Source organism: Pantoea alhagi (assembly GCF_002101395.1).
Taxonomy (GTDB): domain Bacteria; phylum Pseudomonadota; class Gammaproteobacteria; order Enterobacterales; family Enterobacteriaceae; genus Mixta; species Mixta alhagi.
Window position 1 is genome coordinate 1,478,853 of the sequence record NZ_CP019706.1, and the last position, 23,510, is coordinate 1,502,362.

Annotated in this window: 19 protein-coding genes and 2 pseudogenes; 12 read left to right on the forward strand and 9 right to left on the reverse strand. The window is 53.8% G+C overall.

Translation table 11 applies throughout. The features are described 5' to 3' along the window. The first annotated feature begins 36 nt into the window (after positions 1 to 36). Complete coding sequence (mtlR, locus tag B1H58_RS06880; RefSeq protein WP_418304141.1) at positions 37 to 582, forward strand: mannitol operon repressor MtlR; 546 nt, start codon at positions 37 to 39, stop codon at positions 580 to 582. A gap of 61 nt (positions 583 to 643) precedes the next feature. Continuing rightward, a complete protein-coding gene (locus B1H58_RS06885; protein ID WP_085068923.1) occupies positions 644 to 1,006 on the forward strand; it encodes a YibL family ribosome-associated protein in 363 nt (120 codons plus the stop codon). A gap of 36 nt (positions 1,007 to 1,042) precedes the next feature. On the opposite strand, the gene B1H58_RS06890 is transcribed toward B1H58_RS06885, so the two are convergent. From B1H58_RS06890 to fdhD, 3 genes are all read right to left on the reverse strand, one after another. Next, complete coding sequence (locus B1H58_RS06890) at positions 1,043 to 1,978, reverse strand: VirK/YbjX family protein (protein WP_085068925.1); 936 nt, start codon at positions 1,976 to 1,978, stop codon at positions 1,043 to 1,045. A 215-nt stretch (positions 1,979 to 2,193) separates the two neighbouring features. Beyond that, on the reverse strand, positions 2,194 to 2,811 hold the full coding sequence (gene sodA / locus B1H58_RS06895; RefSeq protein WP_085068927.1) for a superoxide dismutase [Mn]: 618 nt from the start codon (positions 2,809 to 2,811) through the stop codon (positions 2,194 to 2,196). Between the two features lie 246 nt (positions 2,812 to 3,057). Continuing rightward, a complete protein-coding gene (gene fdhD / locus B1H58_RS06900) occupies positions 3,058 to 3,861 on the reverse strand; it encodes a formate dehydrogenase accessory sulfurtransferase FdhD (protein WP_418304149.1) in 804 nt (267 codons plus the stop codon). A gap of 419 nt (positions 3,862 to 4,280) precedes the next feature. On the opposite strand from fdhD, the gene fdnG reads away from it, so the two are divergent. From fdnG to B1H58_RS06925, 5 genes are all read left to right on the forward strand, one after another. Beyond that, positions 4,281 to 7,331 carry a formate dehydrogenase-N subunit alpha gene (gene fdnG, locus B1H58_RS06905; RefSeq protein WP_085068931.1) on the forward strand — a complete coding sequence of 1,017 codons (3,051 nt, stop codon included), beginning with the start codon at positions 4,281 to 4,283 and terminating at the stop codon, positions 7,329 to 7,331. 12 nt (positions 7,332 to 7,343) lie between these two features. After that, positions 7,344 to 8,243 carry a formate dehydrogenase subunit beta gene (gene fdxH, locus B1H58_RS06910; RefSeq protein WP_085068933.1) on the forward strand — a complete coding sequence of 300 codons (900 nt, stop codon included), beginning with the start codon at positions 7,344 to 7,346 and terminating at the stop codon, positions 8,241 to 8,243. After that, positions 8,243 to 8,893: a formate dehydrogenase cytochrome b556 subunit gene (fdoI, locus tag B1H58_RS06915; protein WP_085068935.1), complete on the forward strand. Its 651-nt coding sequence runs from the start codon at positions 8,243 to 8,245 to the stop codon at positions 8,891 to 8,893. The genes fdxH and fdoI overlap by 1 nt, the downstream gene beginning before the upstream one ends. Beyond that, positions 8,893 to 9,822, forward strand: coding sequence for a formate dehydrogenase accessory protein FdhE (gene fdhE / locus B1H58_RS06920; protein WP_085068937.1), 930 nt, complete (start codon positions 8,893 to 8,895; stop codon positions 9,820 to 9,822). The genes fdoI and fdhE overlap by 1 nt, the downstream gene beginning before the upstream one ends. Before the next feature lie 71 nt (positions 9,823 to 9,893). Then, a complete protein-coding gene (locus tag B1H58_RS06925) occupies positions 9,894 to 10,505 on the forward strand; it encodes a glutathione S-transferase (protein WP_085068939.1) in 612 nt (203 codons plus the stop codon). A gap of 14 nt (positions 10,506 to 10,519) precedes the next feature. Here the strand turns inward: B1H58_RS06925 and yicI are convergent. From yicI to glyQ, 3 genes and pseudogenes are all read right to left on the reverse strand, one after another. After that, positions 10,520 to 12,052: pseudogene (gene yicI, locus B1H58_RS06930) on the reverse strand (alpha-xylosidase); the annotation flags it as partial. Between the two features lie 250 nt (positions 12,053 to 12,302). Next, the gene (gene glyS, locus B1H58_RS06935) at positions 12,303 to 14,372 is read right to left on the reverse strand and encodes a glycine--tRNA ligase subunit beta (protein ID WP_085068941.1); all 2,070 of its coding nucleotides are present in this window, start codon (positions 14,370 to 14,372) and stop codon (positions 12,303 to 12,305) included. A 9-nt stretch (positions 14,373 to 14,381) separates the two neighbouring features. After that, on the reverse strand, positions 14,382 to 15,293 hold the full coding sequence (gene glyQ / locus B1H58_RS06940) for a glycine--tRNA ligase subunit alpha (protein WP_085068944.1): 912 nt from the start codon (positions 15,291 to 15,293) through the stop codon (positions 14,382 to 14,384). A gap of 224 nt (positions 15,294 to 15,517) precedes the next feature. Here glyQ and B1H58_RS06945 point away from each other — a divergent pair, with 224 nt between their 5' ends. Beyond that, positions 15,518 to 16,513, forward strand: coding sequence for an acyltransferase (locus B1H58_RS06945; RefSeq protein ID WP_085072248.1), 996 nt, complete (start codon positions 15,518 to 15,520; stop codon positions 16,511 to 16,513). On the opposite strand, the pseudogene B1H58_RS06950 reads toward B1H58_RS06945, so the two are convergent. Then, a pseudogene (locus tag B1H58_RS06950) lies at positions 16,510 to 16,710 on the reverse strand (KpsF/GutQ family sugar-phosphate isomerase); the annotation flags it as partial. The gene B1H58_RS06945 and the pseudogene B1H58_RS06950 sit on opposite strands and share 4 nt — an antisense overlap. A gap of 358 nt (positions 16,711 to 17,068) precedes the next feature. Here B1H58_RS06950 and B1H58_RS20905 point away from each other — a divergent pair. From B1H58_RS20905 to B1H58_RS06965, 3 genes are all read left to right on the forward strand, one after another. Beyond that, positions 17,069 to 18,169 carry a DUF8093 domain-containing protein gene (locus B1H58_RS20905; protein ID WP_208615342.1) on the forward strand — a complete coding sequence of 367 codons (1,101 nt, stop codon included), beginning with the start codon at positions 17,069 to 17,071 and terminating at the stop codon, positions 18,167 to 18,169. Positions 18,170 to 18,171: 2 nt separating this feature from the next. Then, the gene (locus B1H58_RS06960) at positions 18,172 to 18,624 is read left to right on the forward strand and encodes a hypothetical protein (protein ID WP_085068946.1); all 453 of its coding nucleotides are present in this window, start codon (positions 18,172 to 18,174) and stop codon (positions 18,622 to 18,624) included. Positions 18,625 to 18,820: 196 nt separating this feature from the next. Continuing rightward, positions 18,821 to 19,162 carry a hypothetical protein gene (locus B1H58_RS06965; RefSeq protein WP_157130152.1) on the forward strand — a complete coding sequence of 114 codons (342 nt, stop codon included), beginning with the start codon at positions 18,821 to 18,823 and terminating at the stop codon, positions 19,160 to 19,162. 168 nt (positions 19,163 to 19,330) lie between these two features. On the opposite strand, the gene xylB is transcribed toward B1H58_RS06965, so the two are convergent. Then, positions 19,331 to 20,797: a xylulokinase gene (gene xylB, locus B1H58_RS06970; RefSeq protein ID WP_085068950.1), complete on the reverse strand. Its 1,467-nt coding sequence runs from the start codon at positions 20,795 to 20,797 to the stop codon at positions 19,331 to 19,333. Positions 20,798 to 20,818: 21 nt separating this feature from the next. Beyond that, positions 20,819 to 22,138: a xylose isomerase gene (gene xylA / locus B1H58_RS06975; RefSeq protein WP_085068952.1), complete on the reverse strand. Its 1,320-nt coding sequence runs from the start codon at positions 22,136 to 22,138 to the stop codon at positions 20,819 to 20,821. A gap of 361 nt (positions 22,139 to 22,499) precedes the next feature. Here xylA and xylF point away from each other — a divergent pair, with 361 nt between their 5' ends. Further along, positions 22,500 to 23,492 carry a D-xylose ABC transporter substrate-binding protein gene (gene xylF / locus B1H58_RS06980; protein WP_085072250.1) on the forward strand — a complete coding sequence of 331 codons (993 nt, stop codon included), beginning with the start codon at positions 22,500 to 22,502 and terminating at the stop codon, positions 23,490 to 23,492. The last annotated feature ends 18 nt before the right edge of the window (positions 23,493 to 23,510 follow it).

Sequence of the window (23,510 nt, forward strand, 5' to 3'; positions counted from 1 at the left end):
CAACGAGGGCACAGCCAGGCTGTGCCCGCGCGCAGAATGATAAATGTACAGGCAACAATGGAAGAGAAGCAGGCTTTTGAAAATCAGGTGCTGGAGCGCCTGAATGCCGGACGCTCGGTAAGAAGCTTCCTGATTGCCGCCGTCGAGCTGTTGACCGAGGCGGTCAATCTGCTGGTGCTTCAGGTGTTTCGCAAGGATGACTATGCGGTGAAATATGCCGTCGAGCCGCTGCTATTCGGCAATGGCCCGCTGGGTGAGATGTCAGTAAGGCTGAAGCTGATTTACGGCCTGGGCGTGATTAGTCGCCAGGAGTATGAAGACTGCGAGCTGTTGATGGCGCTGCGTGAAGAGCTGAACCATGACAGCAGCGACTATCGTTTTAGCGATGATGAGATTCTGGGACCCTTCAGCGAGCTGCACTGTGTCAGCGCCTGGCCGCCCCGCCCTGACTTCTCTGCCAATGATGAACAGCTGCGCGCCATGCAGCAACAGCGTTATCAACAGGTGCTGCGTTCAACCATGGTGCTTTCGCTGACCGAGCTGATCTCCCGTATCAGCATGAAGCAGGCCTTTAAAAAGTAGCCCCGCGTCCCGCACGCTTTTCGTGTATCCTATCGGTTATTCATCAGTACAGGTAATCGTCATGAAAGAGCAGGAAAAAGCCGAAATCAAGCGCCTCAGCGATCTGCTGGATGCGCTCAATCGTAAAGAGCCGATGTTACTGGAATCGGGCGATGCGGAGAAACTCGGCGCGCTGCTGAAAGAAAAAGAAGCGCTGGTCAAAGAGATCGAACGTCTACGTGACGTGCGTGACCAGAAGCTGAGCAAAGAAGCACAGAAGCTGCAAAAATTGCCTTTCAGCCGGGCTATCACCAAAAAAGAGCAGGCAAATATGGGCGCGCTGAAAAAAAGCGTGCGCGGCCTGGTGGTGGTGCACCCAATGACCGCGCTGGGTAAAGAGATGGGCCTGGAAGAGATGACCGGCTTCGCGCCTAAAGCTTTCTGAGCCTGCAGGCCGGGGGATTAAGCCCGGCCTGATGCCTTACCGGCCACCAACCTCCGCCAGCTGCTGCTCCAGCGCATCCATAAACTCATAGCGCCGACGGTACTCCGCGCGTTTTTTACTGGCGATCTCTTCCAGCGGTTTACGCGGCATTGCCAGCGGCAGCTGGTACATACCATTCGGCAGCGCCTCCCCATTTAACGACAGCCAAAATTCACTGTAGCTGGCGTGAAATACCTCTTTTTTGCTGTGGCGGTAGCGCAGGCTGCGAAACACATGCGTATTATCCCCTACCGCCTGAATCTGTTTAATCTGGCAGCGCCCGGCCAGGTAAAACAGCGTTTCCATTAATACGCGTTTAGGGAACAGGCCGTGGCTGGCTTTTGTGGCCTCGCGGATCATATCGGCGTTTACTGTTTTACGCGGCCCCTGCAATCCCCCAATTAATATTGCTCGCTGACCCTGCTGTTCAATAAACGAAAAAGAGAGCGAGGCAAGGGTCACCGCGTTATAGAGTAGCACCAGTGTTATTTCGCCTTCCCGATCGTAACGCCCGGTACTGCAAACAATATCAAACTGCGCATTATTTTTACCCTGCAGGCGCGCCACGGTTTGATCCACCGGCGACAGGAACAGCTGATATAACGTATGCGGCAGCTGCTGTAGAGTGCGGTAATGTGCCAACAGCGCCTGCGCCCGCTGTTTCACACTAAATAGCGAGCAAAGATAAGGGCGATGGATCTTCGCTGGCAGCAATCCCTGAATAAGCAGCGCCTGACGCATGGCCGGCAGCTCAGCCATCTGCTCCATATAAGAAAAAGTGGTTACGGGATAAGCCAGCGAACGCAGTAAAAACTTCAGCCGAAAGCGTGGGCATTCCCAGAGTTTATTTGGCTTAAATTTCCCAAAGCTTAGCTGGAAAAACAGTGACCCCATCGACAGCTCGGGCGTCGGGTTCTCAGTAATAGTCGACATAATATTTATCAGAATGGAGGAAATATATAGCGATATTACGGCAGCGAAGATAAACAGGACGTTAATATTTCGCTAATAGATTTAGCGCGGCGGGATATATTTATTACCCGATACGGAAAAGCATAATATTATTAAACAACAGCTCAACGAGCCACTATTTAAATAAAACCGGCGGGCCGTAGCCCACCGGTTATTTACTGCATTATAGCCTGCGCTTATTTTGCGTTAGCAAAACGTGCCGCAGCTTCGTCCCAGTTCACTACATTCCAGAATGCTTTGATGTAGTCAGGGCGTTTGTTCTGATATTTCAGGTAGTAAGCGTGTTCCCATACGTCCAGGCCCAGAATCGGGTAGCCGGAAGCGCCGGAAATGGCTTCGCCCATCAGCGGGCTATCCTGGTTAGCAGTAGAAACCACCGCCAGCTTGTCGCCTTTTTTCACCAGCCACGCCCAGCCGGAGCCAAAACGGGTTGCCGCTGCTTTTTCAAACTCTTCCTGGAATTTCTCAACGCTGCCAAAATCTTTTTCAATCGCAGCTTTCAGCTCGCCCTGCAGGGTCGTGCCGGTTTTCAGACCTTTCCAGAACAGGCTATGGTTATAGTGGCCGCCCGCGTTGTTGCGCAGTACGGTTTTTTTCTCTGCCGGAACCTGATCCAGTTTGGTGATCAGCTCATCAACCGGCAGGTCAGCGAACTCGGTGCCTTCCAGCGCTGCGTTAGCGTTGTTAACGTAGGTCTGGTGATGTTTAGTGTGATGGATTTCCATCGTCTGCTTGTCGAAATGCGGTTCCAGTGCGTCGTATGCGTAAGGCAAGGATGGCAGTGAATAACTCATGTTCATCATCTCCATTTATTGTAGGAGCGGCACTTTTTAGTTGTAAGCACCGCGTAAGCAGTTGGATCATTATAGTTAAATTAATGATCGGGAAAAGGATTATCAATGCCCCTCTCTTTATAAGGTTATAACAGATCCTGCTAACGCGTGCGTGGACCGAATAACGAATATGAGCTGAATATAACTGCCCTGCAGACTACGGGCAGTTATATCTGCATTTCAGCAGAATGAATTTTGTCTTATATTTTAATCCTGCGACCAGGTCAGCCGCTGAGGATGCGTATAAACCGTGGCACGGCCTGGCTTGCTGAAACCCACCAGCGTCAGATTACTGCGTTCGGCGACGTCTACCGCCAGTTTGGTGGCCGCTGAGACGGCAAACAAAATTTCCACGCCGCACATGGCCGATTTCTGCACCATTTCATAACTGGCGCGGCTGGAAACCAGTGCCGCCCCACGAGCCCATCCCCGACAGCTGCGGTAACCCAGCAGCTTATCCAGCGCGACGTGACGCCCTACATCCTCACAACCGCCGGTGAGCTCGCCTGCATCTCCAATCCATGCCGCCGCATGGGTACATCCGGTCAGCTGTCCGACCGGCTGGAAATCTTTTAGCTGGCGCAATGCATTATCCAGCAGGCGCAAATCAAACGTCTGCGTAAACGGCAGCGGCTGGATCGGTTTCCCGATCTCATTAAGCTGCTCAACGCCACATACGCCGCAGCCGGTGCGCCCGGCCATTGCCCGACGCTGGGCCTTCAGCGCCATGAAGCGGCGGCTGGAAAGCTCAATTTGTACCTCGATTCCGTTACAGCCCGGTACTACATCCATGCCGTAAATCTCTTCCGGCGCGGCGATGATGCCTTCCGATAAGGAAAAACCCAGCGCAAACGCTTCAAGATCTTTTGGCGTGCTCATCATAACGACATGTGAAATGCCGTTATACACCAGCGCCACCGGCACTTCCTCGGCCAGCCAATCGCCGCGTGGTTCCGCCAGCGCATCACGCTGCCATACCTGCACTTCGCATACGCCGGTAAGAGGCGTTATCGTCCCGGCATTTTGTTGATCTTCAGATTTCAATTTCCGTCTACCCGATTGTCACAACCACACAGGCTAAGGTGTAACCTTAAGCCGCACAGCGTGCGAATTTTGTGCCGCAATTCTGAACCTACCGCCTGCGCATGGCAAAAAAATCGCTACACATAAAATGCGAATAACGTAACCGTATCTCTTTAATTAAAATATTCACGTCAAAGCGATGCCATTAAAAGTCCGGAAAATTCACGTCATCGTTAATTAATTTAATCAAACCTTTAAATTGAACAATTTAAGCCATATACCTCTTTATAATTAAGCGTTTAAAAAATGATAACAAAATAATTACTTATTGACGTTTATCAAAAAAATTAGCCGGAAGAGTGTTATTTTTTGAGGTTCTGGCAATGTTTTGAGCAAAAAATAATACTATGCATATTAACAGACGCAGTTTTTTTAAAATCTGTGCGGGCGGTATGGCAGGGACAACGCTAACATTATTAGGCTTTACGCCCTCTGCTGCGCTCGCAAACGTTAGAGAATATAAATTGCTTCGGGCAAAGGAAACCCGAAATAATTGTACTTATTGTTCCGTTGGCTGCGGCATGCTGATTTATAGCCGCGGCGACGGTGCCAAAAACGCCGTTTCCTCTATTTACCATATTGAAGGCGATCCCGATCATCCGGTCAGCCGGGGCTCGCTCTGCCCGAAAGGTGCTGGCGTTCTGGACTATATCCACAGCGAACAGCGGCTTAAGTACCCTGAATACCGCGCGCCTGGCAGCGATAAATGGCAGCGTATCAGTTGGGAAGAGGCGTTCGATCGCATCGCCCGGCTGATGAAGGCCGACCGTGATGCTAACTTCCAGCAAAAGAATGCGCAAGGCACAACGGTAAACCGCTGGACCACAACCGGCATGCTCTGCTCTTCCGCCGCCAGTAACGAAACAGGCCTGCTCGATCATAAATTCGCCCGTGCTTTAGGCATCGTCGCGCTGGAAAACCAGGCGCGCCTCTGTCACGGCCCAACGGTATCGGCTCTGGCTCCCAGCTTTGGCCGTGGCGCGATGACCAATAACTGGAATGACATCAAAAACGCCAATGTCGTAATGATTATGGGCGGCAATCCGGCGGAAGCCCATCCGGTAGGATTTAAATGGGTTATTGAAGCCAAAACCCATAATAAAGCCAAAGTTATCGTGGTCGATCCGCGCTTTAACCGTTCGGCGGCGGTAGCGGATATGTATGCTCCGCTGCGCGCGGGCAGCGACGTGGCCTTTCTGATGGGCGTGGTTAATTATCTGCTGGAGCATAACCAAATCCAGCACGAATATGTTAAAGCCTATACCAATGCCTCACTGATTGTCAGCGAAGGCTACCGCTTTGAAGAGGGCCTGTTCAGCGGCTACGATGAAGCGGCGCGGCAATATGATAAAAGCAGCTGGCATTATGAGCTGGACGCAAACGGCGAGGCCAGGCGTGACAATACGTTCACGCATCCGCGCTGTGTGCTGAACCTGCTGAAAAAACATGCCAGCCGCTATACGCCGAAAATGGTCAGCCGCCTGTGCGGAACATCGCAGGAAGCGTTCCTCACCATTTGCCAGACGCTGGCCAGCACCAGCGTGCCCAACCGCACCGCCACCATTCTCTACGCGCTGGGCTGGACGCACCACACCAACGGCGCGCAAATCATCCGCACCGCTGCGATTATCCAGCTGCTGTTGGGCAACATTGGCATGCCGGGCGGCGGTATTAACGCGCTTCGCGGCCACTCAAATGTTCAGGGCTATACCGATCTCGGCCTGCTGGCGCAAAGCCTGCCGGGTTATTTGCCGCTGCCTTCTGAAAAGCAAACCACGCTCTCTCACTATTTGCAGCAGGCAACGCCTGTTTCCCCGCTGCCCGGCCAGGTCAACTACTGGCAGAACACCGATAAGTTTTTTGTCAGCCTGATGAAAAGCTTTTACGGCGATAACGCCACGGCGGATAACCAGTGGGGCTACGACTGGCTGCCCAAGTGGGACAAGAGCTATGACTGCATGGCGCAGGCAGAGATGATGGAAGAGGGAAAATTCAACGGCTATATCATCCAGGGCTTTAACCCGCTGGCTGCCTTCCCCAATAAAAACAAAGCGTTTCGCGCCTTTTCTCGCCTGAAATATATGGTGGTTATCGATCCGCTCAGCACCGAAACGGCCAGCTTCTGGCAGCACCACGGTGAATTTAACGATGTCGATCCTGCCAAAATCCAGACAGAAGTGTTCCGTCTGCCCTCCTCCTGCTTTGCAGAGGAGAACGGCTCGGTAGCGAACTCTTCCCGCTGGCTGCAGTGGCACTGGGCTGCCGCCGAGCCACCGGCGGAAGCGCTGCACGATGGTAAAATCCTGGGCAACATCTTCCTGCGCCTGCGCGAACTTTATCGTCAGGAAGGCGGCACCGCGCCAGAACCGTTACTGGCAATGAACTGGAACTATACCGATCCCGCTAACCCGGAACCGGAAGAGGTGGCGCGTGAAAGCAACGGTCAGGCGCTGGCCGATATTTATGATGATAACGGCAAGCTGCTGCTGAAAAAGGGCCAACAGCTTAACACCTTTGCTGAACTGCGCAATGACGGCACCACCGCCAGTGCCTGCTGGATTTATGCCGGTAGCTGGACTCCGGAAGGCAACCAGATGGCACGTCGCGATAATGCCGATCCTTCCGGTCTGGGCGCAATCTCCGGCTGGGCATGGGCATGGCCCGCTAACCGCCGCATTCTGTATAACCGCGCCTCCGCCGATCCACAGGGTAAAGCCTGGGACCCGGAACGTAAGCTGATCGAATGGAATGGGCAGCGCTGGCAGGGCTATGACGTGCCCGATTATCCGTTAACCTCGCCGCCGGAAAAACAGGTTGGGCCGTTTATTATGCTGCCGGACGGCATGGGGCATCTGTTTGCGCTGGATAAGCTGGCCGATGGTCCTTTCCCTGAGCACTATGAGCCAATGGAAAGCCCCACCGGCACCAATCCGTTGCACCCAACTCAGGTCCACAGCCCGGTAGTACGTATTTTCCAGCGCGATGCCGATACGCTGGGGCCTGCGGATAAATTCCCTTATGTAGCAACCACCTACTCGATTACCGAACTGTTCCGCCACTGGACCAAGCATGCGCTGTTAAACGCTATCGCTCAGCCTGAGCAGTTTGTTGAAATCGGCGTTGAGCTGGCGGCCGATAAAGGCATTAAGGCTGGCGATGAGATCAAAATCAGCTCGCAGCGTGGCTATATCAAAGCCAAAGCGGTGGTGACCAAACGCCTGCGTCGTCTGACCATTAACGATAAGCAGGTGGATACCGTCGGCATACCTTGCCATTGGGGCTTTGAAGGCGCGACAAAAAAAGGCTTCCTGGCCAATACCCTGACGCCGTCAGTTGGCGATGCCAATTCACAAACGCCTGAGTACAAGGGCTTTTTAGTTAACGTGGAAAAGGTGTAAGGGAGAACGATTATGGCTTATCAATCGCAAGACATCATCCGCCGCTCCGCGACCAACGGTTTAACGCCGCCGCCGCAGGCGCGCGATCATCAACAGGAAGTGGCGAAACTGATCGATGTAACGACCTGCATCGGCTGTAAAGGTTGCCAGGTTGCCTGCTCGGAGTGGAACGATATTCGTGATGAACCCGGTATTAACGTCGGAGTGTACGATAACCCGATCGATATGACCGCGAAATCCTGGACGGTGATGCGCTTCTCGGAAGTGGAAGAGAACGGCAGGCTGGAGTGGCTGATCCGCAAAGATGGCTGCATGCACTGCGCCGATCCTGGCTGCCTGAAAGCCTGCCCGGCTGAGGGTGCCATTATTCAGTACGCAAACGGCATCGTCGATTTTCAGTCTGAACATTGCATCGGCTGCGGCTACTGCATTGCAGGCTGCCCTTTCAACGTGCCGCGCATGAACAAAGAGGATAATCGCGTTTATAAATGCACCCTCTGCGTCGATCGCGTGACTGCTGGTCAGGAACCCGCCTGCGTGAAAACCTGCCCTACCGGCGCTATCCACTTTGGCAGCAAAGCGGAAATGCAGCAGCTGGCGGCAGAGCGCGTCGAGGAACTGAAAACGCGCGGCTATAAAAATGCTGGTCTTTACGATCCGGCAGGCGTCGGCGGTACGCACGTTATGTATGTGCTGCACCATGCCGATAAACCGCAGCTTTATCACGGCCTGCCAGAAAACCCCTGCATCAGCCCGACGGTGACCTTCTGGAAAGGGATTTGGAAACCGCTGGCGGCCATTGGTTTTGCAGCTACCTTTGCCGGTTCGCTCTTCCATTACGTGGGTATCGGCCCGAACCGGGTCAAAGACGATGAGGATAGTGAACAGCAGGACAAAGAGGATCGGAAATAATGAAAAAACGCGACCTGATTGTGCGCTACAGCGCGCCGGAACGCATCAATCACTGGATTGTGGCGTTCTGCTTCATGTTCGCCGCCGTTAGCGGTCTGGGCTTTTTCTTCCCATCGTTTAACTGGTTATTAAACCTGCTGGGCACGCCGCAGCTGGCGCGCATTCTGCATCCTTTTATCGGTGTAGCGATGTTCCTGGCCTTTATGCTGATGTTTTTCCGCTACTGGAAGCACAACCTGGTTAACCGTGACGACATTGAGTGGGCAAAAAACATCCATAAAATTGCCATGAATGAGGAGGTCGGCGATACCGGCCGCTATAATTTCGGACAGAAGTGTGTATTCTGGGCTGCTATCATCAGTCTGTTGCTGCTGCTGGCGAGTGGTATTGTCATCTGGCGTCCTTACTTCGCCGCTGCCTTTCCCATTCCGCTTATCCGGCTGGCCTTACTGGTGCATTCGCTGGCGGCGGTGGGCCTGATTGTGGTGATCATGGTGCATGTTTACGCCGCGCTGTGGGTAAAAGGCACGCTGACTGCAATGGTGGAAGGCTGGGTGACGCCATTGTGGGCGAAGCAGCACCATCCGCGCTGGTATCGCGCTGTTCGTGAACAGCAGAGCCAACCGACAAAACAGGAAAAACGTCCCTGATGACTATTCGCATCATCCCGCAAGAACAGCTGGAGAAGAGCGACAAAACCACGGCGGATATGATTCCGCCGTTACTTTTCCCCAGGCTGAAAAATTTATACAGCCGCCGCGCTGCGCGTCTGCGCCAGCTGGCAGAAAAAAATCCGCTGGGCGACTATCTGCGCTTTGCCGCGTTTATTGCCGAAGCGCAGGAGATCGTGCTTTACGATCACCCGCTGCATATGGATCTCCATGCGCGCCTGGTGGAAACTGCTGCCAGCGGTAAACCGCCGCTGGATATCCATACTTTGCCGCGCGACCCTCACTGGCAACGCCTGCTGCATTCGCTGATTGCCGAACTGAAGCCGGAGATGACCGGTCAGGCGTTGGCGGTGCTGGAGAATCTGGAAAAAACTTCTGCGCCGGAGCTGGATGCGCTGGCGGCTGCCCTGCTGGAGCATGATTTCGCTCAGGTAAGCAGCGATAAAGCGCCCTTTATCTGGGCTGCCCTGTCGGTTTACTGGGCGCAAATGGCGGCGTTAATTCCTGGCAAAGCGCGCGCTGAGTATGGTGAACAGCGGCAGTTTTGCCCGGTTTGCAACAGCGTGCCGGTATCCAGCGTGGTGCACATGGGCACCCAGGGCGGCGGGCTGCGTTACCTGCACTGCAACCTGTGTGAAAGCGAATGGTATGTACTGCGCGCCAAATGCACCAACTGTGAGCAGACGCGCGATTTGCACTACTGGTCGCTGGAAAGTGAACAGTCGGCAATAAAGGCGGAAAGCTGCGGTGACTGCGGCACCTATCTGAAAATGCTGTGGCAGGAGAAAGATCCGGCGGTTGAGCCGGTAGCTGACGATCTCGCCTCGCTGATTCTGGATGCGCGTATGGAGCAGGAAGGCTTTGCACGCAGCAGCCTGAATCCCTTTTTGTTTCCTGGCACTGACTAATCGTTAACGGCCAGGCCGCCGACGGCGACGGTCTGGCAATTTCATCTATTTGCTGGCAGGAGATCACCTTAATGAAACTTATCGGCAGTTATACCAGCCCTTATGTACGCAAAATTTCGGTCATCATGCTGGAAAAAGGCATAACCTTTGAGTTTGTAAATGAATCGCCCTGGACCGAAGAGAGCCACGTACCGCAATACAATCCGTTAGGCAAAGTTCCGGCGCTGGTCGATGATAACGGTGAGTGCTGGTATAACTCGCCAATCATCGCCGCGCGGCTGGAAACCCTGCCGCAGACGCCAAAACTGTTACCGGAAGATGCTTTTCAGGCGGTAAAGGTCCGGCAGCTGGAGGCGCTGGCTGACGGGATCTGCGATGCAGCGCTGGTTATTGTGCGGGAACAGCTGCGCCCGATTGAACAGCAGTCGCCAGAAGAGATGCTGCGCCAGCGGCATAAAATTCAGCGCGGGCTGGATGCGCTGGAGCGTGAAGCGGCAAGCCAAACCTGGCTTAACGGCGAGCAGCTTAATCTTGCTGATATCGCTGCCGCCTGCGCCATTGGCTATCTTAATTTCCGCCACGTCGCGCCGAACTGGTGCGTTAACCGACCAACGCTGGTGAAACTGGCGGAAAAAATGTTTCAGCGTGAAAGCTTTGCCCGCACGGTGCCGCCTGCGGCCTGAACAGGGGTACCGGATTACAGCCTAATCACCAGCGTGGACTCTGCGCTGGCGGGCGTAATTATCGCGCCCTGCTCGCCCGCGGCGTAGCGACCCTGCTGCACCTCTTTAACCTCATGGATATTACGCAGACAAAGCGTCCAGTTTGTCGCACAGCCTTCGCCCTGCACCGTTAACGTATCCCTTTCGCGACGCGCCTTCAGCGTAAACAGCGTCGCACCGTCGGCGGCGGGTATTTCACACTGCGTTTCACGGCCATCATCCAGGCTAAACAACTGGAAAGCCGTCTCTTTATGCCAGTCATAGTCTGGTTTCTGATCGTTACTGCCCAGCGCCAGCAGCGTATTATCGCGAACGTAGAGCGGCAGGCTTAAGAAAGTATGCCGCTGTTTATGCCAGCGTCCGCCCTGCGCTTCATCATTATTCGTCAGGTGCGTCCAGCGCCCCTCCGGCAGCCAGAAAGCCACGTCGCCTGCATCGCTGAATACCGGTGCCACCAGCAGCGAGTCGCCTAACATATACTGGCGGTCAAGATAGTCGCAGCCGGGAGCGTCAGGGAACTCCAGCATCATGGCACACATCACTGGCGTTCCTGTCTCATGGGCCAGCGCCGCCTGGCGATAAAGATAGGGCATCAGCCGACACTTTAACTGGGTAAAGTGGCGCACCACGTCGCAGGCTTCATCATCATAAGCCCAGGGCACACGATAAGATTTACTGCCGTGTAAACGGCTATGGCTCGACAGCAGGCCAAACGCGCACCAGCGCTTATAGACTGCAGCCGGCGCGGTATTTTCAAAGCCGCCGATATCGTGGCTCCAGAAGCCAAAGCCGGACATGCCGAGCGATAGGCCGCCGCGCAAGCTTTCTGCCATCGATTCATAGTTGGCATAGCAGTCGCCGCCCCAGTGCACCGGAAACTGCTGCGCGCCAACTGAGGCGGTACGGGCAAACAGCACCGCTTCCTCTTCGCCCAGTTCCTCTTTCAGAACGTTCCATACCAGCTGGTTGTAGATAAACGCATAATGGTTGTGCATTTTCTGCGGGTCAGAGCCGTCATGCCACACCACATCCACAGGGATACGCTCACCAAAGTCGGTCTTAAAGCAATCCACACCCATTTGCACCAGATGCTTCAGGTGCCCGGCATACCATTCGCAGGCCTGCGGGTTGGTAAAATCAACAATCGCCTGGCCGGGCTGCCATTTATCCCACTGCCAGACGGCACCGTCAGGCCGCTTAAGCAGATAGCCCAGCTGGCGTCCCTCCTGGAACAGCGGCGATTTCTGACCGATATAGGGATTGATCCAGACGCAGATTTTCAGGCCGCGCGCCTTCAGCCGCCGTAGCATACCTTCCGGGTCAGGAAAGGTTTCCGGATCCCACTGAAAATCGCACCACTGAAAAGCTTTCATCCAAAAGCAGTCAAAGTGGAAGACGTGCAGCGGCAGCTGCCGTTCCGCCATGCCGTCGATAAAACGGTTAACCGTTGCCTCATCGTAATTGGTGGTAAAGGACGTTGTCAGCCACAGGCCGAATGACCAGGCGGGTTGGTAGACCAGAGTCAGGAGCAGGGGCTTTATTAATGAAACATTCACAAGCCCAAAAAAGCCGCCTGTGAACGCGGATGAATATCAACAGGCGCTATTAAGAGAGGTCCTGCCGATGATGGTTAAAGCGCTGGAAGGCTGTCGCTTAATGCTGTAGCCCGCGCCTGAAAGGCAGGTTAGGCTGGACGAAAAACAACAACGCCGGGCAACCCGTAAAGATTGCCCGGCGTGAATCATCACAAGAAAGCGGTTACTGCAGCAGAGAAATATCCGCCACCTGCAGGAACAGCTGACGCAGTTTCGCCAGCAGCGTCAGGCGGTTAATACGCACCGCCGGATCCTCGGCGTTAACCATCACCTTGTCAAAAAAGTTATCTACCGCTTCGCGCAGCTGCGCCAGCTCGATCAGCGCATCCTGATAACGCCCTTCAGCAAACCACGGTTGCAGCTTGCTCTCCAGCGCAGTCACAAAAGTCGCCAGCTTGATCTCTTCATTCTCTTTCAGCAGCGACGCCTGCACGCTGCTGTTCAGCGGTTCAGTCGCCTTTGCCAGAATGTTAGAGACACGCTTGTTGGCGGCAGCCAGCGAGGCAGCATCTTCCAGCGTGCGGAAGTGTGAAACCGCCTTCATGCGCGCATCGAAATCGGCCGGACGGGTGGGACGACGCGCCAGCACTGCCTGAATCGTATCAACGCTGTGGCCCTCTTCCTGATACCAGGTACGGAAACGGCCCAGCATAAAGTCGATCACCTCATCCACAACCTTCTCGTTGCTCAGCTTGCTGCCATACAGGCGCACCGCTTCTTCGGTCAGGGTTTGCAGATCGAGCGGCAGATGCTTCTCAACGATAATGCGCAGCACGCCCAGCGCGGCACGGCGCAGCGCAAACGGGTCTTTATCGCCTTTCGGATGCTGTCCAATGCCGAAGATACCGGCCAGCGTATCCATCTTATCGGCAATCGCCAGCGTACAGGCAACCGGGCTGGAAGGCAGATCGTCACCGGCGAAACGCGGCTGATACTGCTCGTTCAGCGCTACGGCAACCTCTTCCGCTTCACCGTCATGGCGCGCGTAGTGCATGCCCATTACGCCCTGGGTGTCAGTAAACTCAAACACCATATTGGTCATCAGGTCGCATTTGGAAAGCAGACCGGCACGGGTCGCCATATTTACGTCTGCGCCAGTCTGGGCGGCAATCCAGCCCGCCAGCGCCTGAATACGGTCGGTTTTGTCACGCAGCGTACCCAGCTGCTGCTGGAACAGCACGGTCTCCAGACGCGGCAGGTTATCTTCCAGACGTTTTTTACGGTCGGTATTAAAGAAGAATTCGGCATCGGCCAGACGCGGACGCACCACTTTCTCGTTACCGGCGATAATCTGCTGCGGATCGCTCGATTCAACGTTAGCGACAAAGATAAAGTGCGGCAGCAGTTTGCCGTCATTGCCGTAAACCGGGAAATATTTCTGGTCGCCTTTCATGGTGTAGACCAGCGCTTCCGCCGGCACCGCGAGGAATTTTTCCTCAAAAGTCGCCGTCAGTACGACCGGCCACTCAACCAGCGAAGCCACCTCTTCCAGCAGGCTGTCGCTCAGATCCGGATTGCCGCCGATCCCGCGCGCCGCCGCTTCGGCGTCCGCTTTGATTTTGGCTTTACGCGCTTCGTAATCTGCCATCACTTTACCGCGCGTTTCCAGAATCTCCGGATACTGGTCAGCGTGATCGATGGTGAACTCCGGCTCGCCCATAAAACGATGCCCGCGCAGCGTGCGGCCTGATTCGATGCCCAGAATGGTAGCCGGGATCAACTCGTCACCCAGCAGCAGCGTAACGGTATGTACCGGACGCACAAACTGCACGTCGCTGTCGCCCCAACGCATCAGCTTCGGTACCGGCAGTTTTGCCAGCGCCGTGGCGATCATGCCCGGCAGCAGCTTCTGGGCGCTCTCGCCCTGCACCTGGGCGCGATACATCAGCCACTCGCCCTTATCGGTTTTCAGACGCTCGGCCTGATCCACGGTAATGCCGCAGCCGCGTGCCCAGCCTTCAGCCGCTTTGGTCGGCGCGCCGCTGGCATCAAAGGCCGCAGCGATGGCCGGGCCGCGTTTTTCAATTTCGCGATCCGGTTGAGCCGCGCTCAGGTTGGCCACTTTCAGCGCCAGACGACGCGGTGCGGCATACCATTTCACCTCGCCGTGGGCGAGGCCCGCGCTATCCAGTTCGGCGGTTAGCTGAGCGGCAAAAGATTCCGCCAGGTTACGTAGCGCTTTTGGTGGCAGCTCTTCGGTGCCAATTTCCACCAGAAAAGTTTTGTCAGTCATGGCTGCCTCTTATTTGTTGTTATTGCACATCGGGAAGCCCAGCGCCTCACGGGAGGCGTAGTAGGCTTCAGCCACGGCTTTGGTCAGGGTGCGAATACGCAGAATATAGCGCTGACGCTCGGTAACCGAGATCGCTTTGCGGGCATCCAGCAGGTTAAAGCTGTGCGCCGCTTTCAGAATGCGCTCGTAGGCCGGTAGCGGCAGCGGTTTTTCCAGCGCCAGCAGCATCTGCGCCTCTTTTTCATACTGCTCAAAGCAGGTGAAAAGGAAATCCACATCGGCGTATTCGAAGTTATAAGTGGACTGCTCAACTTCGTTCTGATGGAACACGTCACCGTAGGTGGTTTTACCCAGCGGGCCATCGCTCCAGACCAGATCGTAAACGCTGTCAACGCCCTGGATATACATCGCCAGGCGCTCCAGGCCGTAAGTGATTTCACCGGTAACCGGTTTGCACTCCAGTCCGCCAACCTGCTGGAAGTAAGTGAACTGCGTGACTTCCATACCGTTCAGCCAGACTTCCCAGCCGAGACCCCAGGCACCCAGCGTCGGGTTTTCCCAGTTGTCTTCCACAAAGCGGATGTCATGAACGCCAGGATCGATGCCCAGCTCTTTCAGCGAGCCAAGATAAAGTTCCTGGATGTTGTCTGGTGACGGCTTAATGATCACCTGGAACTGATAATAATGTTGCAGACGGTTCGGGTTTTCCCCGTAGCGCCCGTCGGTGGGACGGCGAGAAGGCTGCACATAGGCAGCGGCGATAGGCTCCGGGCCCAGCGCTCGCAGGCAGGTCATCGGGTGAGAAGTGCCAGCGCCTACTTCCATGTCCAGCGGTTGAACAATGGTGCAGCCCTGACGCGCCCAGTAATCCTGCAAGGTCAGGATCAGGCCCTGAAAGGTTTTGGTATCAAACTTTTGCATGTTGAATTCGCACGCGATACGGGTGAGTTAAAAAAGTGTGCGCCAGTATACCCTTTGACCGGGCGTTATGCAGCCTGTGATCTCGTCTGGCCGCCGCTTTGTTTCATCAGGGTTCAACTGCAGGCGACGGCGGGATGGAATCTGATTCCTGCTGGCGAAAAGTTGTTGAAGCGCGGCGGCCTGGCTACGCTCATAAACGTAAGTGCTCGCTTTATGAGGAAAAAATGTCGGCGCAAAAGATTAGCTGGATAGATAATTTACGTGCGGTGGCCTGCCTGATGGTCATCATGATCCATACCACTACCTGGTATATCACCAACAGCGGCCAGGTGGCGGAATCTGCCTGGGATAGCGCAAATCTGCTGAACTCCGCTTCGCGCGTCTGCGTACCGCTGTTCTTTATGATTTCCGGCTACCTGTTTTTCGGCGAGCGCAGCGCGCAGCCGCGTCATTTTCTGCGCATTGTGCTCTGTTTGCTGTTTTACAGCGCCGTCGCGCTGATCTATATCAGCTGGCTGACGCCGATCAGCGAAAAACTTTCGCTGCTGCATCTGCTACAGAAACCGGTGTTTTATCACCTGTGGTTTTTCTTTGCGATTATCACTATCTACCTGTTTTCGCCGCTGATTCAGGTGAAACCGGCCACGGCGCGCTACGTTATCGTGATGGTCCTGGTGGTAGCGGTACTGGCGAATCCGAATACCGTCGAGCAGGACGCAGGCCGCTTTCAGTGGCTGCCGGTAAACCTCTATATCAGCGGAGACAGCATCTACTATCTGCTCTATGCCCTGCTGGGCCGCGCGCTTGGCACCATGCAGTGTGACAGGCGCGGCGTGAGTTGGCTGATGGCGCTGCTGTTTATCGTCTGCGTGGCGGGCATCTCGGTCGGCACCAAAAAAGAGCTGCATGTTAACGGTGCATTTTCCGATCTCTGGTATCTCTACTGCGGGCCGTTGGTGTTTATCGGCGCGCTGAGCCTGTTTATCCTGTTTAAAAACTGCCTTAACCGACCCCTGCCTGGACTGGCTCTGATTTCGCGCAACTCCCTGCCGATCTATGGCTTTCATGCGCTGTTCATCCACTTTATGCGTACGCACTATCTGGACCATAAACAGTGGCCGCTGCTGGATATTGCGCTGGTTTTCACCACTACGCTGGCGGGCAGCCTGCTGCTCGCGCTGGCGTTGCGCCGCCTCGACCGGCGTCACCTGGTAAGTTAATGCTGCGACTTTTTCTGGCTCAGCGTTAGCCCCACATCGCCGCCCGGATGCACAGCCAGCAGTGTCTCTGTTGAATAGCCGCTTTCACTCATCAGGCAGGCACAGGCCGCATCGAATATCGCCAGCACCAGAATAATCGAGGTGGTGGCCAGCATATTTAACGGATCGGCTTCGCGCTGCACGCCGGTTTGTTTTACATCGACGATAACGGCGTGCTGATTTGCCGGGATAAGACGATACCCTAAATAATTCGGGCTGCAGGAAGACGGCGACGCAGGGACAAATTCGTCCGGAACGAATTTGAACAGCCGTAGGGTTGAATAAAAATGGATAAGCAAACTATATTTGACGCTGAAATTTAGAATAAGTTAATAGGCTATATAAATTTTGAATAGTGAAGATGGTTCATCTATAGATAGATTTTTGAGTTTGAATATGGGAAATATCCTGACTTGTTGAAATGTAATAAATAATATAAAAACAGAATACCAACTGATTTCTTGCCCAGGGCTGGCGTAAACTCCCCGCGCACATAAATTAAACAGGATGTTTAATATGGGAGCGAGTCTGCCAGGGAACCGCCTTATCTGCCTGTCACGGGATACCCTTGCCCCTGAATCATTTGAACGGATTATCAGCCCTCTTGCGGCATGGAAACACATCGAACAGGACTACCGGTTTGATGACAGCTGGAACAATTCACTCTACATCGTCAATATCTTCCCAAAATTCGCCCATCCGCTTGCCGCAACGCTTCCCGAATACGGAAGGCGTTCAAAGGAACAGCTGAAAGCCCTGACGGAGCGTGGTGAGGTTGTCTGCCTGAATGATGTCTCTGTGCTGCCTGCCGGTTTGTTTTACATCGACGATAACGGCATGCTGATTTGCCGGGATAAGACGCTGTTCAGATTTGACGGGGCAAACCGCATCATCGCCGCGTTCAATCTTGCGGTGAGTAAGCGCGACTACCATCATTCTGGTGGAAAACCCGCTCCCACCTCTTCAAGGCAGCTCAGGGAAGGAAGCCAGCCGGCTGTTTACGAAACCCTTAACAGTAAAAACGTCGGTCGGTTGCTTGCCGCAGGCGGTATCTACAATGGCAACGTAGAAGGGTTCCGTAAAACGGCTGAACAGCTTGGTGGGGATGCGCCTGCGGGCTATAATCAGGTGCTGAATGAAACCACCAGAGGCGTGGCCATTGCCGGGGCATCCATTGCCGTCGGTCTGGGGATAAGGCGACTAAACACCGCCCGGGAGCTGGAGGCATTATCAGGGCAGCAAAAGATAAATCAGCCCGGGGCAGTTTCAGGTTCAGAAAGACGTACTGATGTTAGCGATCTGCCAGGTCTGACATCACGAAATTCTGCATTCAGAGCTGCAAAAGACCAGGCCGGTATTCCTAAAAGCAGCCAATTCACAACACACAAATATGTTTATGATAGTGATTTTGAAAACAGGACTGTTTATGAGTTTGATGTAAACGGAAGAAAAAAATATGTCATCCTCCACGAAGAAGACAAATATGGCCGAGGTCCACACTTCCATGCAGCTGATGATCTAAGAAACAATCCAATGGAAAAGGGTAAATATAATCAATATTCCGGCCACCATCCGGAAGATATGAATGGATTTAATGTTACAGATAAGAGAAAATGATCATGGAAAAAGAACCATCCAGAATAGAAACCCTAAAGGAAAAGGTTGAACAAAGAAGAATTGCTATAGATATTTTCGGAGAAAAAGCGGGGGAGGTTATTTTCCTCGATAGTATTACATCTAAAACAAAGCTCCTAAAATCCGACGAGATGGCATACAAAAATATAAAAATGAAGTTTAAAAGAGATAATAATGAATTAGATGAAGCTCGCCGAAAATTTGATTTAATGGTGTATGATTTTTTAAACTCCCACCCTTATGAAATTTCCTTTTTTGTTTTTGGTAAAAACGCATATGAATTAACAGTTCCAGCCTCGCTTTTTTTAAATTTCTATGGAAGTATAAAAAAGACAATAAATCAGAATGATATTATAATACATACTAAATGTTTAAGCTCTGGCTTATGCTTGCTTTTCGATGAACATTACATTTCTATATCGCAATGGCATAAATAAAAACAGGCGCCCATTATTGAATTAACCCGCGAGCGGCTGACCAGAGGCGTGGCCATTGCCGGGGCATCCATTGCCGCCGGTCTGGGGATAAGGCGACTAAACACCGCCCGGGAGCTGGAGGCATTATTAGGGCAGCAAAAAGTAAACCAGCCCGGGGCAGTTTCAGGTAGAACGAACGAGTTATCTCAACTATAACGTGAGGGACTTTTCTTCTTCAGCAATTGAAACAGGAAATGTCTGGACAATTGATATTCCGCGAGGGGTTAGCAAACCTAATGCCCCAGTGGAAATTTATTTGTTTTTTGATGTGGTAAAAGAGTTATTGGATAATCAGAGCGTTCGTTTTTGCAGCCCACAAGATCCGCCAGGTAAAGATGAACCATATTGGAATGTGGATAGCGAGACAATCATTAGTTATTTGAAGGCAAATTGGCCTCAGGGTGTAACGGATGAGAATGATGAGGAGTTAAATAATTATTTTTACTTTATTCCCGCCATATTATGGTCTGATGGTACTGGTCATTATATTGGCTCATAACAATAAAACCCCAGCGTTTTCATCCGTGAGGTAATGAAGGTGAACGTGCAGGTGCTGGATGAATAAACCGGCGCGTTCCACGTTGACAGCTTCGATATGTACCACGCAAAGCAGCGTCCATTCCTCCTGTGCATTCATCAACCCCAAATCAGGTCGGCTATGAACGCTTTACAGCGACTCGGTATCCATCAGCGGTGCCAGCTGCTGATAGATTCTGGCGAAATGCGCACGCCGCGCCTGATAACGTTGATGGCGTTGCGCATCGGGCTGATGACGCTGCGCTAAAGGCAGCGCAGGCAACAGCGCTTCCGGCGGTTGTTCGGGGCGCAGCGCCAGCTGCGCCAGGCGCGCAGCCCCCAGCGCCGGACCCACGTCGCCGCCCTGGCAATAATCCAGCGTCTGTCCGCAGATATCCGCCAGCATCTGTCGCCAGTAAGCGCTACGCGCGCCGCCACCGATCAGCATAATGCTGGATGGCCTGATGCCGCAGGCATGTACTGCATCCATCCCCTCCGCCAGCGCATAACCCACGCCTTCCAGCACCGCCTGCGCCAATTCCGGCCTGCCATGCTGATGGGTCATCCCAAAGAACACGCCTTTCGCCTGCGGATTATTATGCGGCGTGCGCTCGCCTGAAAGATAAGGCAGGAAAAACAGCGGCGGCACATCGGACCGCGCCCGTTCGGCTTCCGCCAGCAGTGCCGGCACATCGGCGCAGCCGGTCAGCGCGGCGGCCCAGTCCAGACAGGCGGCAGCGCTGAGCATCACTGACATTAAATGCCAACGATCCGGCAGCGCATGGCAGAAGCTGTGTACCGCGCTTTCCGGATTCGCCAGAAAACCCTCGCTTACCACAAAGTAAACGCCGGAGGTGCCCAGCGACAGCATGCCCTGCCCGGCGTTAATCATCCCGCTACCGATGGCGCCTGCGGCATTATCGCCGCCGCCCGCCACTACCGGTACGCTTTCCATTCCCCATTGCTGCGCCAGCTGCGAATGCAAATAGCCAGTGATCTGGTTGCCTTCAAACAACGTCGGCATTTGCGTCAGGGTCAGCCCGCAGGCGTTAAGCAGCGTTTCGCTCCAGCAGCGCTGCGCCACATCCAGCCACATGGTGCCTGCCGCATCGGACATATCGCTGGCGAAAACACCGGTCAGCCGCCAGCGCAGATAATCTTTCGGCAACAGTACTTTAGCAATACGTGTAAAAATTTCCGGCTCATGCTGCTTTACCCACAGCAGTTTGGGCGCGGTAAAGCCCGGCATCATCAGGTTACCGGTGATCCTTCGCGCTTCAGGCAGCGCCTCTTCCAGTTGCTGACACTGTGCCAGGCTGCGGCCATCGTTCCATAAAATTGCCGGACGCAGCAGCTGATGCTGCGCATCCAGCAACGTCGCGCCATGCATCTGCCCGCTCAGGCCAATGGCCTGAGCCTGGCTCAGCGGGTGCTGCTGAGCCAGCGCCCGCATCGCCTTATCGGTCGCCTGCCACCAGCTATCGGCATCCTGCTCGCTCCACAGCGGCTGCGGACGAGAAACCGTTAGCTTTTCCGTCTGGCTTGCAACCACCTCACCCTCGTCGTTCAGCAATACGACCTTCACGCCGGAGGTGCCTAAATCGATGCCGATAACCATGCTGCGATTCCCTTTGATTGATTAACGATACAGCCAGCTGTTCACCAGGTTTTCCAGTTGCTCCTGGCGGCCACTCTGATGCTGTGGATTAAACTGATGCGCTAACGCATGCGAGGCCAGCGCCGCCAGCGACATTTCACCCTGCAAAATCTGCTGGCCCAGTTCGGCATTCCAGCCGCTGTAGCGCTGCGCGACACGGCGATCCAGTTCGCCCGCTTCAATCATGCGCACCGCCACTTTTAACGCCAGCGCCATGGTATCCATCGCACCAATATGACCATAAAAAAGATCGTACTTATCGGTGCTTTGACGCCGCACTTTGGCATCAAAGTTCAGCCCGCCGGTAGAGAAACCGCCCGCCTTGATAATTTCATACATTACCAGCGCATTTTCTTCGACGCTGTTAGGGAACTGATCGGTATCCCAACCCAGCTGCGGATCGCCACGGTTGGCATCTACCGAACCGAAAATGCCCAGCGCAATCGCGGTAGCGATTTCATGATGAAAACTGTGCCCGGCCAGCGTGGCGTGGTTCGCTTCCACGTTGACTTTAATCTCTTTCTCCAGGCCAAACTGCTTCAGGAAACCATACACCGTGCCTACATCGTAGTCATACTGATGTTTGGTCGGCTCCTGCGGCTTCGGTTCGATCAGCAGCGTGCCCTGGAAGCCAGTTTTATGCTTGTGCTCCACCACCATCTGCATAAAGCGGCCCAGCTGTTCGCGCTCCTGACGCAAATCAGTATTCAGCAGGGTTTCATAACCTTCGCGTCCGCCCCACAGCACATAGTTCTCTCCACCGAGCTGGTGCGTCGCCTGCATGGCGCTGCACACCTGGCTGGCGGCCCAGGCGAACACTTCCGGGTCAGGATTTGATGCGGCGCCCGCACCGTAGCGCGGATGGGTAAAGCAGTTGGCGGTGCCCCACAGCAGTTTAACGCCGGTTTGCTGCTGTTTTTCCTGTAGCACGTCGGTCATCAGCGCCAGATTATGCTGATAGCTTTTCAGTGAATCGCCTTCCGGCGAAACATCCACATCGTGAAAACAGTAAAAAGGGACATTCAGCTTATAGAAAAACTCAAAGGCGACCTCTGCCTTACGCTTCGCCATCTCCAGCGCATCGCCCGATTTTTGCCATGGGCGATCGAACGCGCCGACGCCGAACATATCTACGCCAGTCCAGCAGAAGGTGTGCCAGTAGCAGGCGGCAAAGCGCAGATGTTCTGCCATGGTTTTACCCAGCAGGATCTCCCCAGGGTTATAGTGACGAAACGCCAGCGGATCGCTGCTGTCCGGCCCCTGATAGCTAACGCGTTCAATCTGATCGAAATAAGCCTGCATCGTTTACTCCTTAACAAGTTGACCGGAAATGGTCAGCGAAGATGGCTCTATTCTGGTAAGCGTCAGCGTCTCTCTCAATTACGTTATTTCACACCGCAATTAAGATAATTATTAACTGTGCGTCACGTCGCAAAATAGGCGGGCTGCGGCGTTTATTCCGCACCAACGCGCAAAAAATAACGTTACTGAATCTCTTTTACGCTAAAACATCGATCGCCATCATAAAACCAGCAATAAACCAAAAAACGTAATGCCGGGATAAAAATCTGTAATTGAAGAAAGCATGCGGTCAGGTCAAGAATCCAACAGCCTGTTCAGGAACCTTCTGATAAAAAACACCTCAACCTACAGGGTAATGATGATGAAAATGAAACTGACTTTACTGGCCGTTTGCGCCGCGCTGGCTCTGTTTAGCCACGCCGGCAACGCGAAAGAGGTCAAGATCGGCATGGCTATTGACGATCTGCGCCTTGAACGCTGGCAAAAAGATCGCGATATTTTCGTCAAAAAGGCTGAAGCGCTGGGTGCCAGCGTATTTGTCCAGTCGGCCAACGGCAACGAAGAAACCCAGATGGCGCAAATTGAAAATATGATTAATCGCGGCGTTGATGTGCTGGTGATTATTCCTTACAACGGCCAGGTATTAAGCAATGTGATTGCCGAAGCGAAGCAGGAAGGCATTAAAGTACTGGCTTACGATCGCATGATTAATAATGCCGATATCGATTTCTATATCTCTTTTGATAATGAAAAAGTAGGTGAACTTCAGGCGCAGAGTATTGTTAAGCAGGTGCCGCAGGGGAATTATTTCTTAATGGGCGGCTCGCCGGTGGATAATAATGCCCGTCTGTTCCGCGCAGGCCAAATGAAAGTGCTTAAGCCGCTGATTGATCAAGGCAAAATAAAAGTCGTCGGCGATCAGTGGGTGGACGCCTGGCTACCGGAAAATGCGCTGAAAATCATGGAGAACGCCCTGACCGCCAATAATAATCATATCGATGCAGTGGTTGCCTCTAATGACGCCACCGCTGGTGGCGCAATTCAGGCGCTTTCCGCGCAGGGGCTGGCGGGAAAAGTGGCTATTTCCGGTCAGGACGCGGACCTGGCGGCGATCAAGCGCATCGAGAACGGCACGCAAACCATGACGGTATATAAACCGATCAGCAAACTGGCTGATGAAGCGGCAAAAATCGCCGTTGAGCTGGGGAATGATAAACAACCACAGTCCAACGCCACGCTCAATAACGGCAAGAAAGCGGTTCCCGCCAGGCTGTTAACGCCGATCTCTGTTGATAAAAGCAATATTGACAGCACCATCGTTGCTGACGGCTTCCATAAAAAGAGCGATCTCTGAGTCCGCTGCCGCCGCACG

Excerpts from the sequence above, each read along its gene's own strand:
- fdnG (WP_085068931.1), top strand. The coding sequence starts at position 4,281 with ATGCATATTAACAGACGCAGTTTTTTTAAAATCTGTGCGGGCGGTATG.
- glyS (WP_085068941.1), bottom strand. The coding sequence starts at position 14,372 with ATGACTGACAAAACTTTTCTGGTGGAAATTGGCACCGAAGAGCTGCCA.
- fdoI (WP_085068935.1), top strand. The coding sequence starts at position 8,243 with ATGAAAAAACGCGACCTGATTGTGCGCTACAGCGCGCCGGAACGCATC.
- fdxH (WP_085068933.1), top strand. The coding sequence starts at position 7,344 with ATGGCTTATCAATCGCAAGACATCATCCGCCGCTCCGCGACCAACGGT.
- B1H58_RS06960 (WP_085068946.1), top strand. The coding sequence starts at position 18,172 with ATGGAAAAAGAACCATCCAGAATAGAAACCCTAAAGGAAAAGGTTGAA.
- B1H58_RS06890 (WP_085068925.1), bottom strand. The coding sequence starts at position 1,978 with ATGTCGACTATTACTGAGAACCCGACGCCCGAGCTGTCGATGGGGTCA.
- fdhE (WP_085068937.1), top strand. The coding sequence starts at position 8,893 with ATGACTATTCGCATCATCCCGCAAGAACAGCTGGAGAAGAGCGACAAA.
- xylB (WP_085068950.1), bottom strand. The coding sequence starts at position 20,797 with ATGGTTATCGGCATCGATTTAGGCACCTCCGGCGTGAAGGTCGTATTG.
- B1H58_RS20905 (WP_208615342.1), top strand. The coding sequence starts at position 17,069 with ATGGGAGCGAGTCTGCCAGGGAACCGCCTTATCTGCCTGTCACGGGAT.
- B1H58_RS06945 (WP_085072248.1), top strand. The coding sequence starts at position 15,518 with ATGTCGGCGCAAAAGATTAGCTGGATAGATAATTTACGTGCGGTGGCC.
- sodA (WP_085068927.1), bottom strand. The coding sequence starts at position 2,811 with ATGAGTTATTCACTGCCATCCTTGCCTTACGCATACGACGCACTGGAA.
- xylF (WP_085072250.1), top strand. The coding sequence starts at position 22,500 with ATGAAAATGAAACTGACTTTACTGGCCGTTTGCGCCGCGCTGGCTCTG.
- B1H58_RS06925 (WP_085068939.1), top strand. The coding sequence starts at position 9,894 with ATGAAACTTATCGGCAGTTATACCAGCCCTTATGTACGCAAAATTTCG.
- xylA (WP_085068952.1), bottom strand. The coding sequence starts at position 22,138 with ATGCAGGCTTATTTCGATCAGATTGAACGCGTTAGCTATCAGGGGCCG.
- B1H58_RS06885 (WP_085068923.1), top strand. The coding sequence starts at position 644 with ATGAAAGAGCAGGAAAAAGCCGAAATCAAGCGCCTCAGCGATCTGCTG.
- glyQ (WP_085068944.1), bottom strand. The coding sequence starts at position 15,293 with ATGCAAAAGTTTGATACCAAAACCTTTCAGGGCCTGATCCTGACCTTG.
- mtlR (WP_418304141.1), top strand. The coding sequence starts at position 37 with ATGATAAATGTACAGGCAACAATGGAAGAGAAGCAGGCTTTTGAAAAT.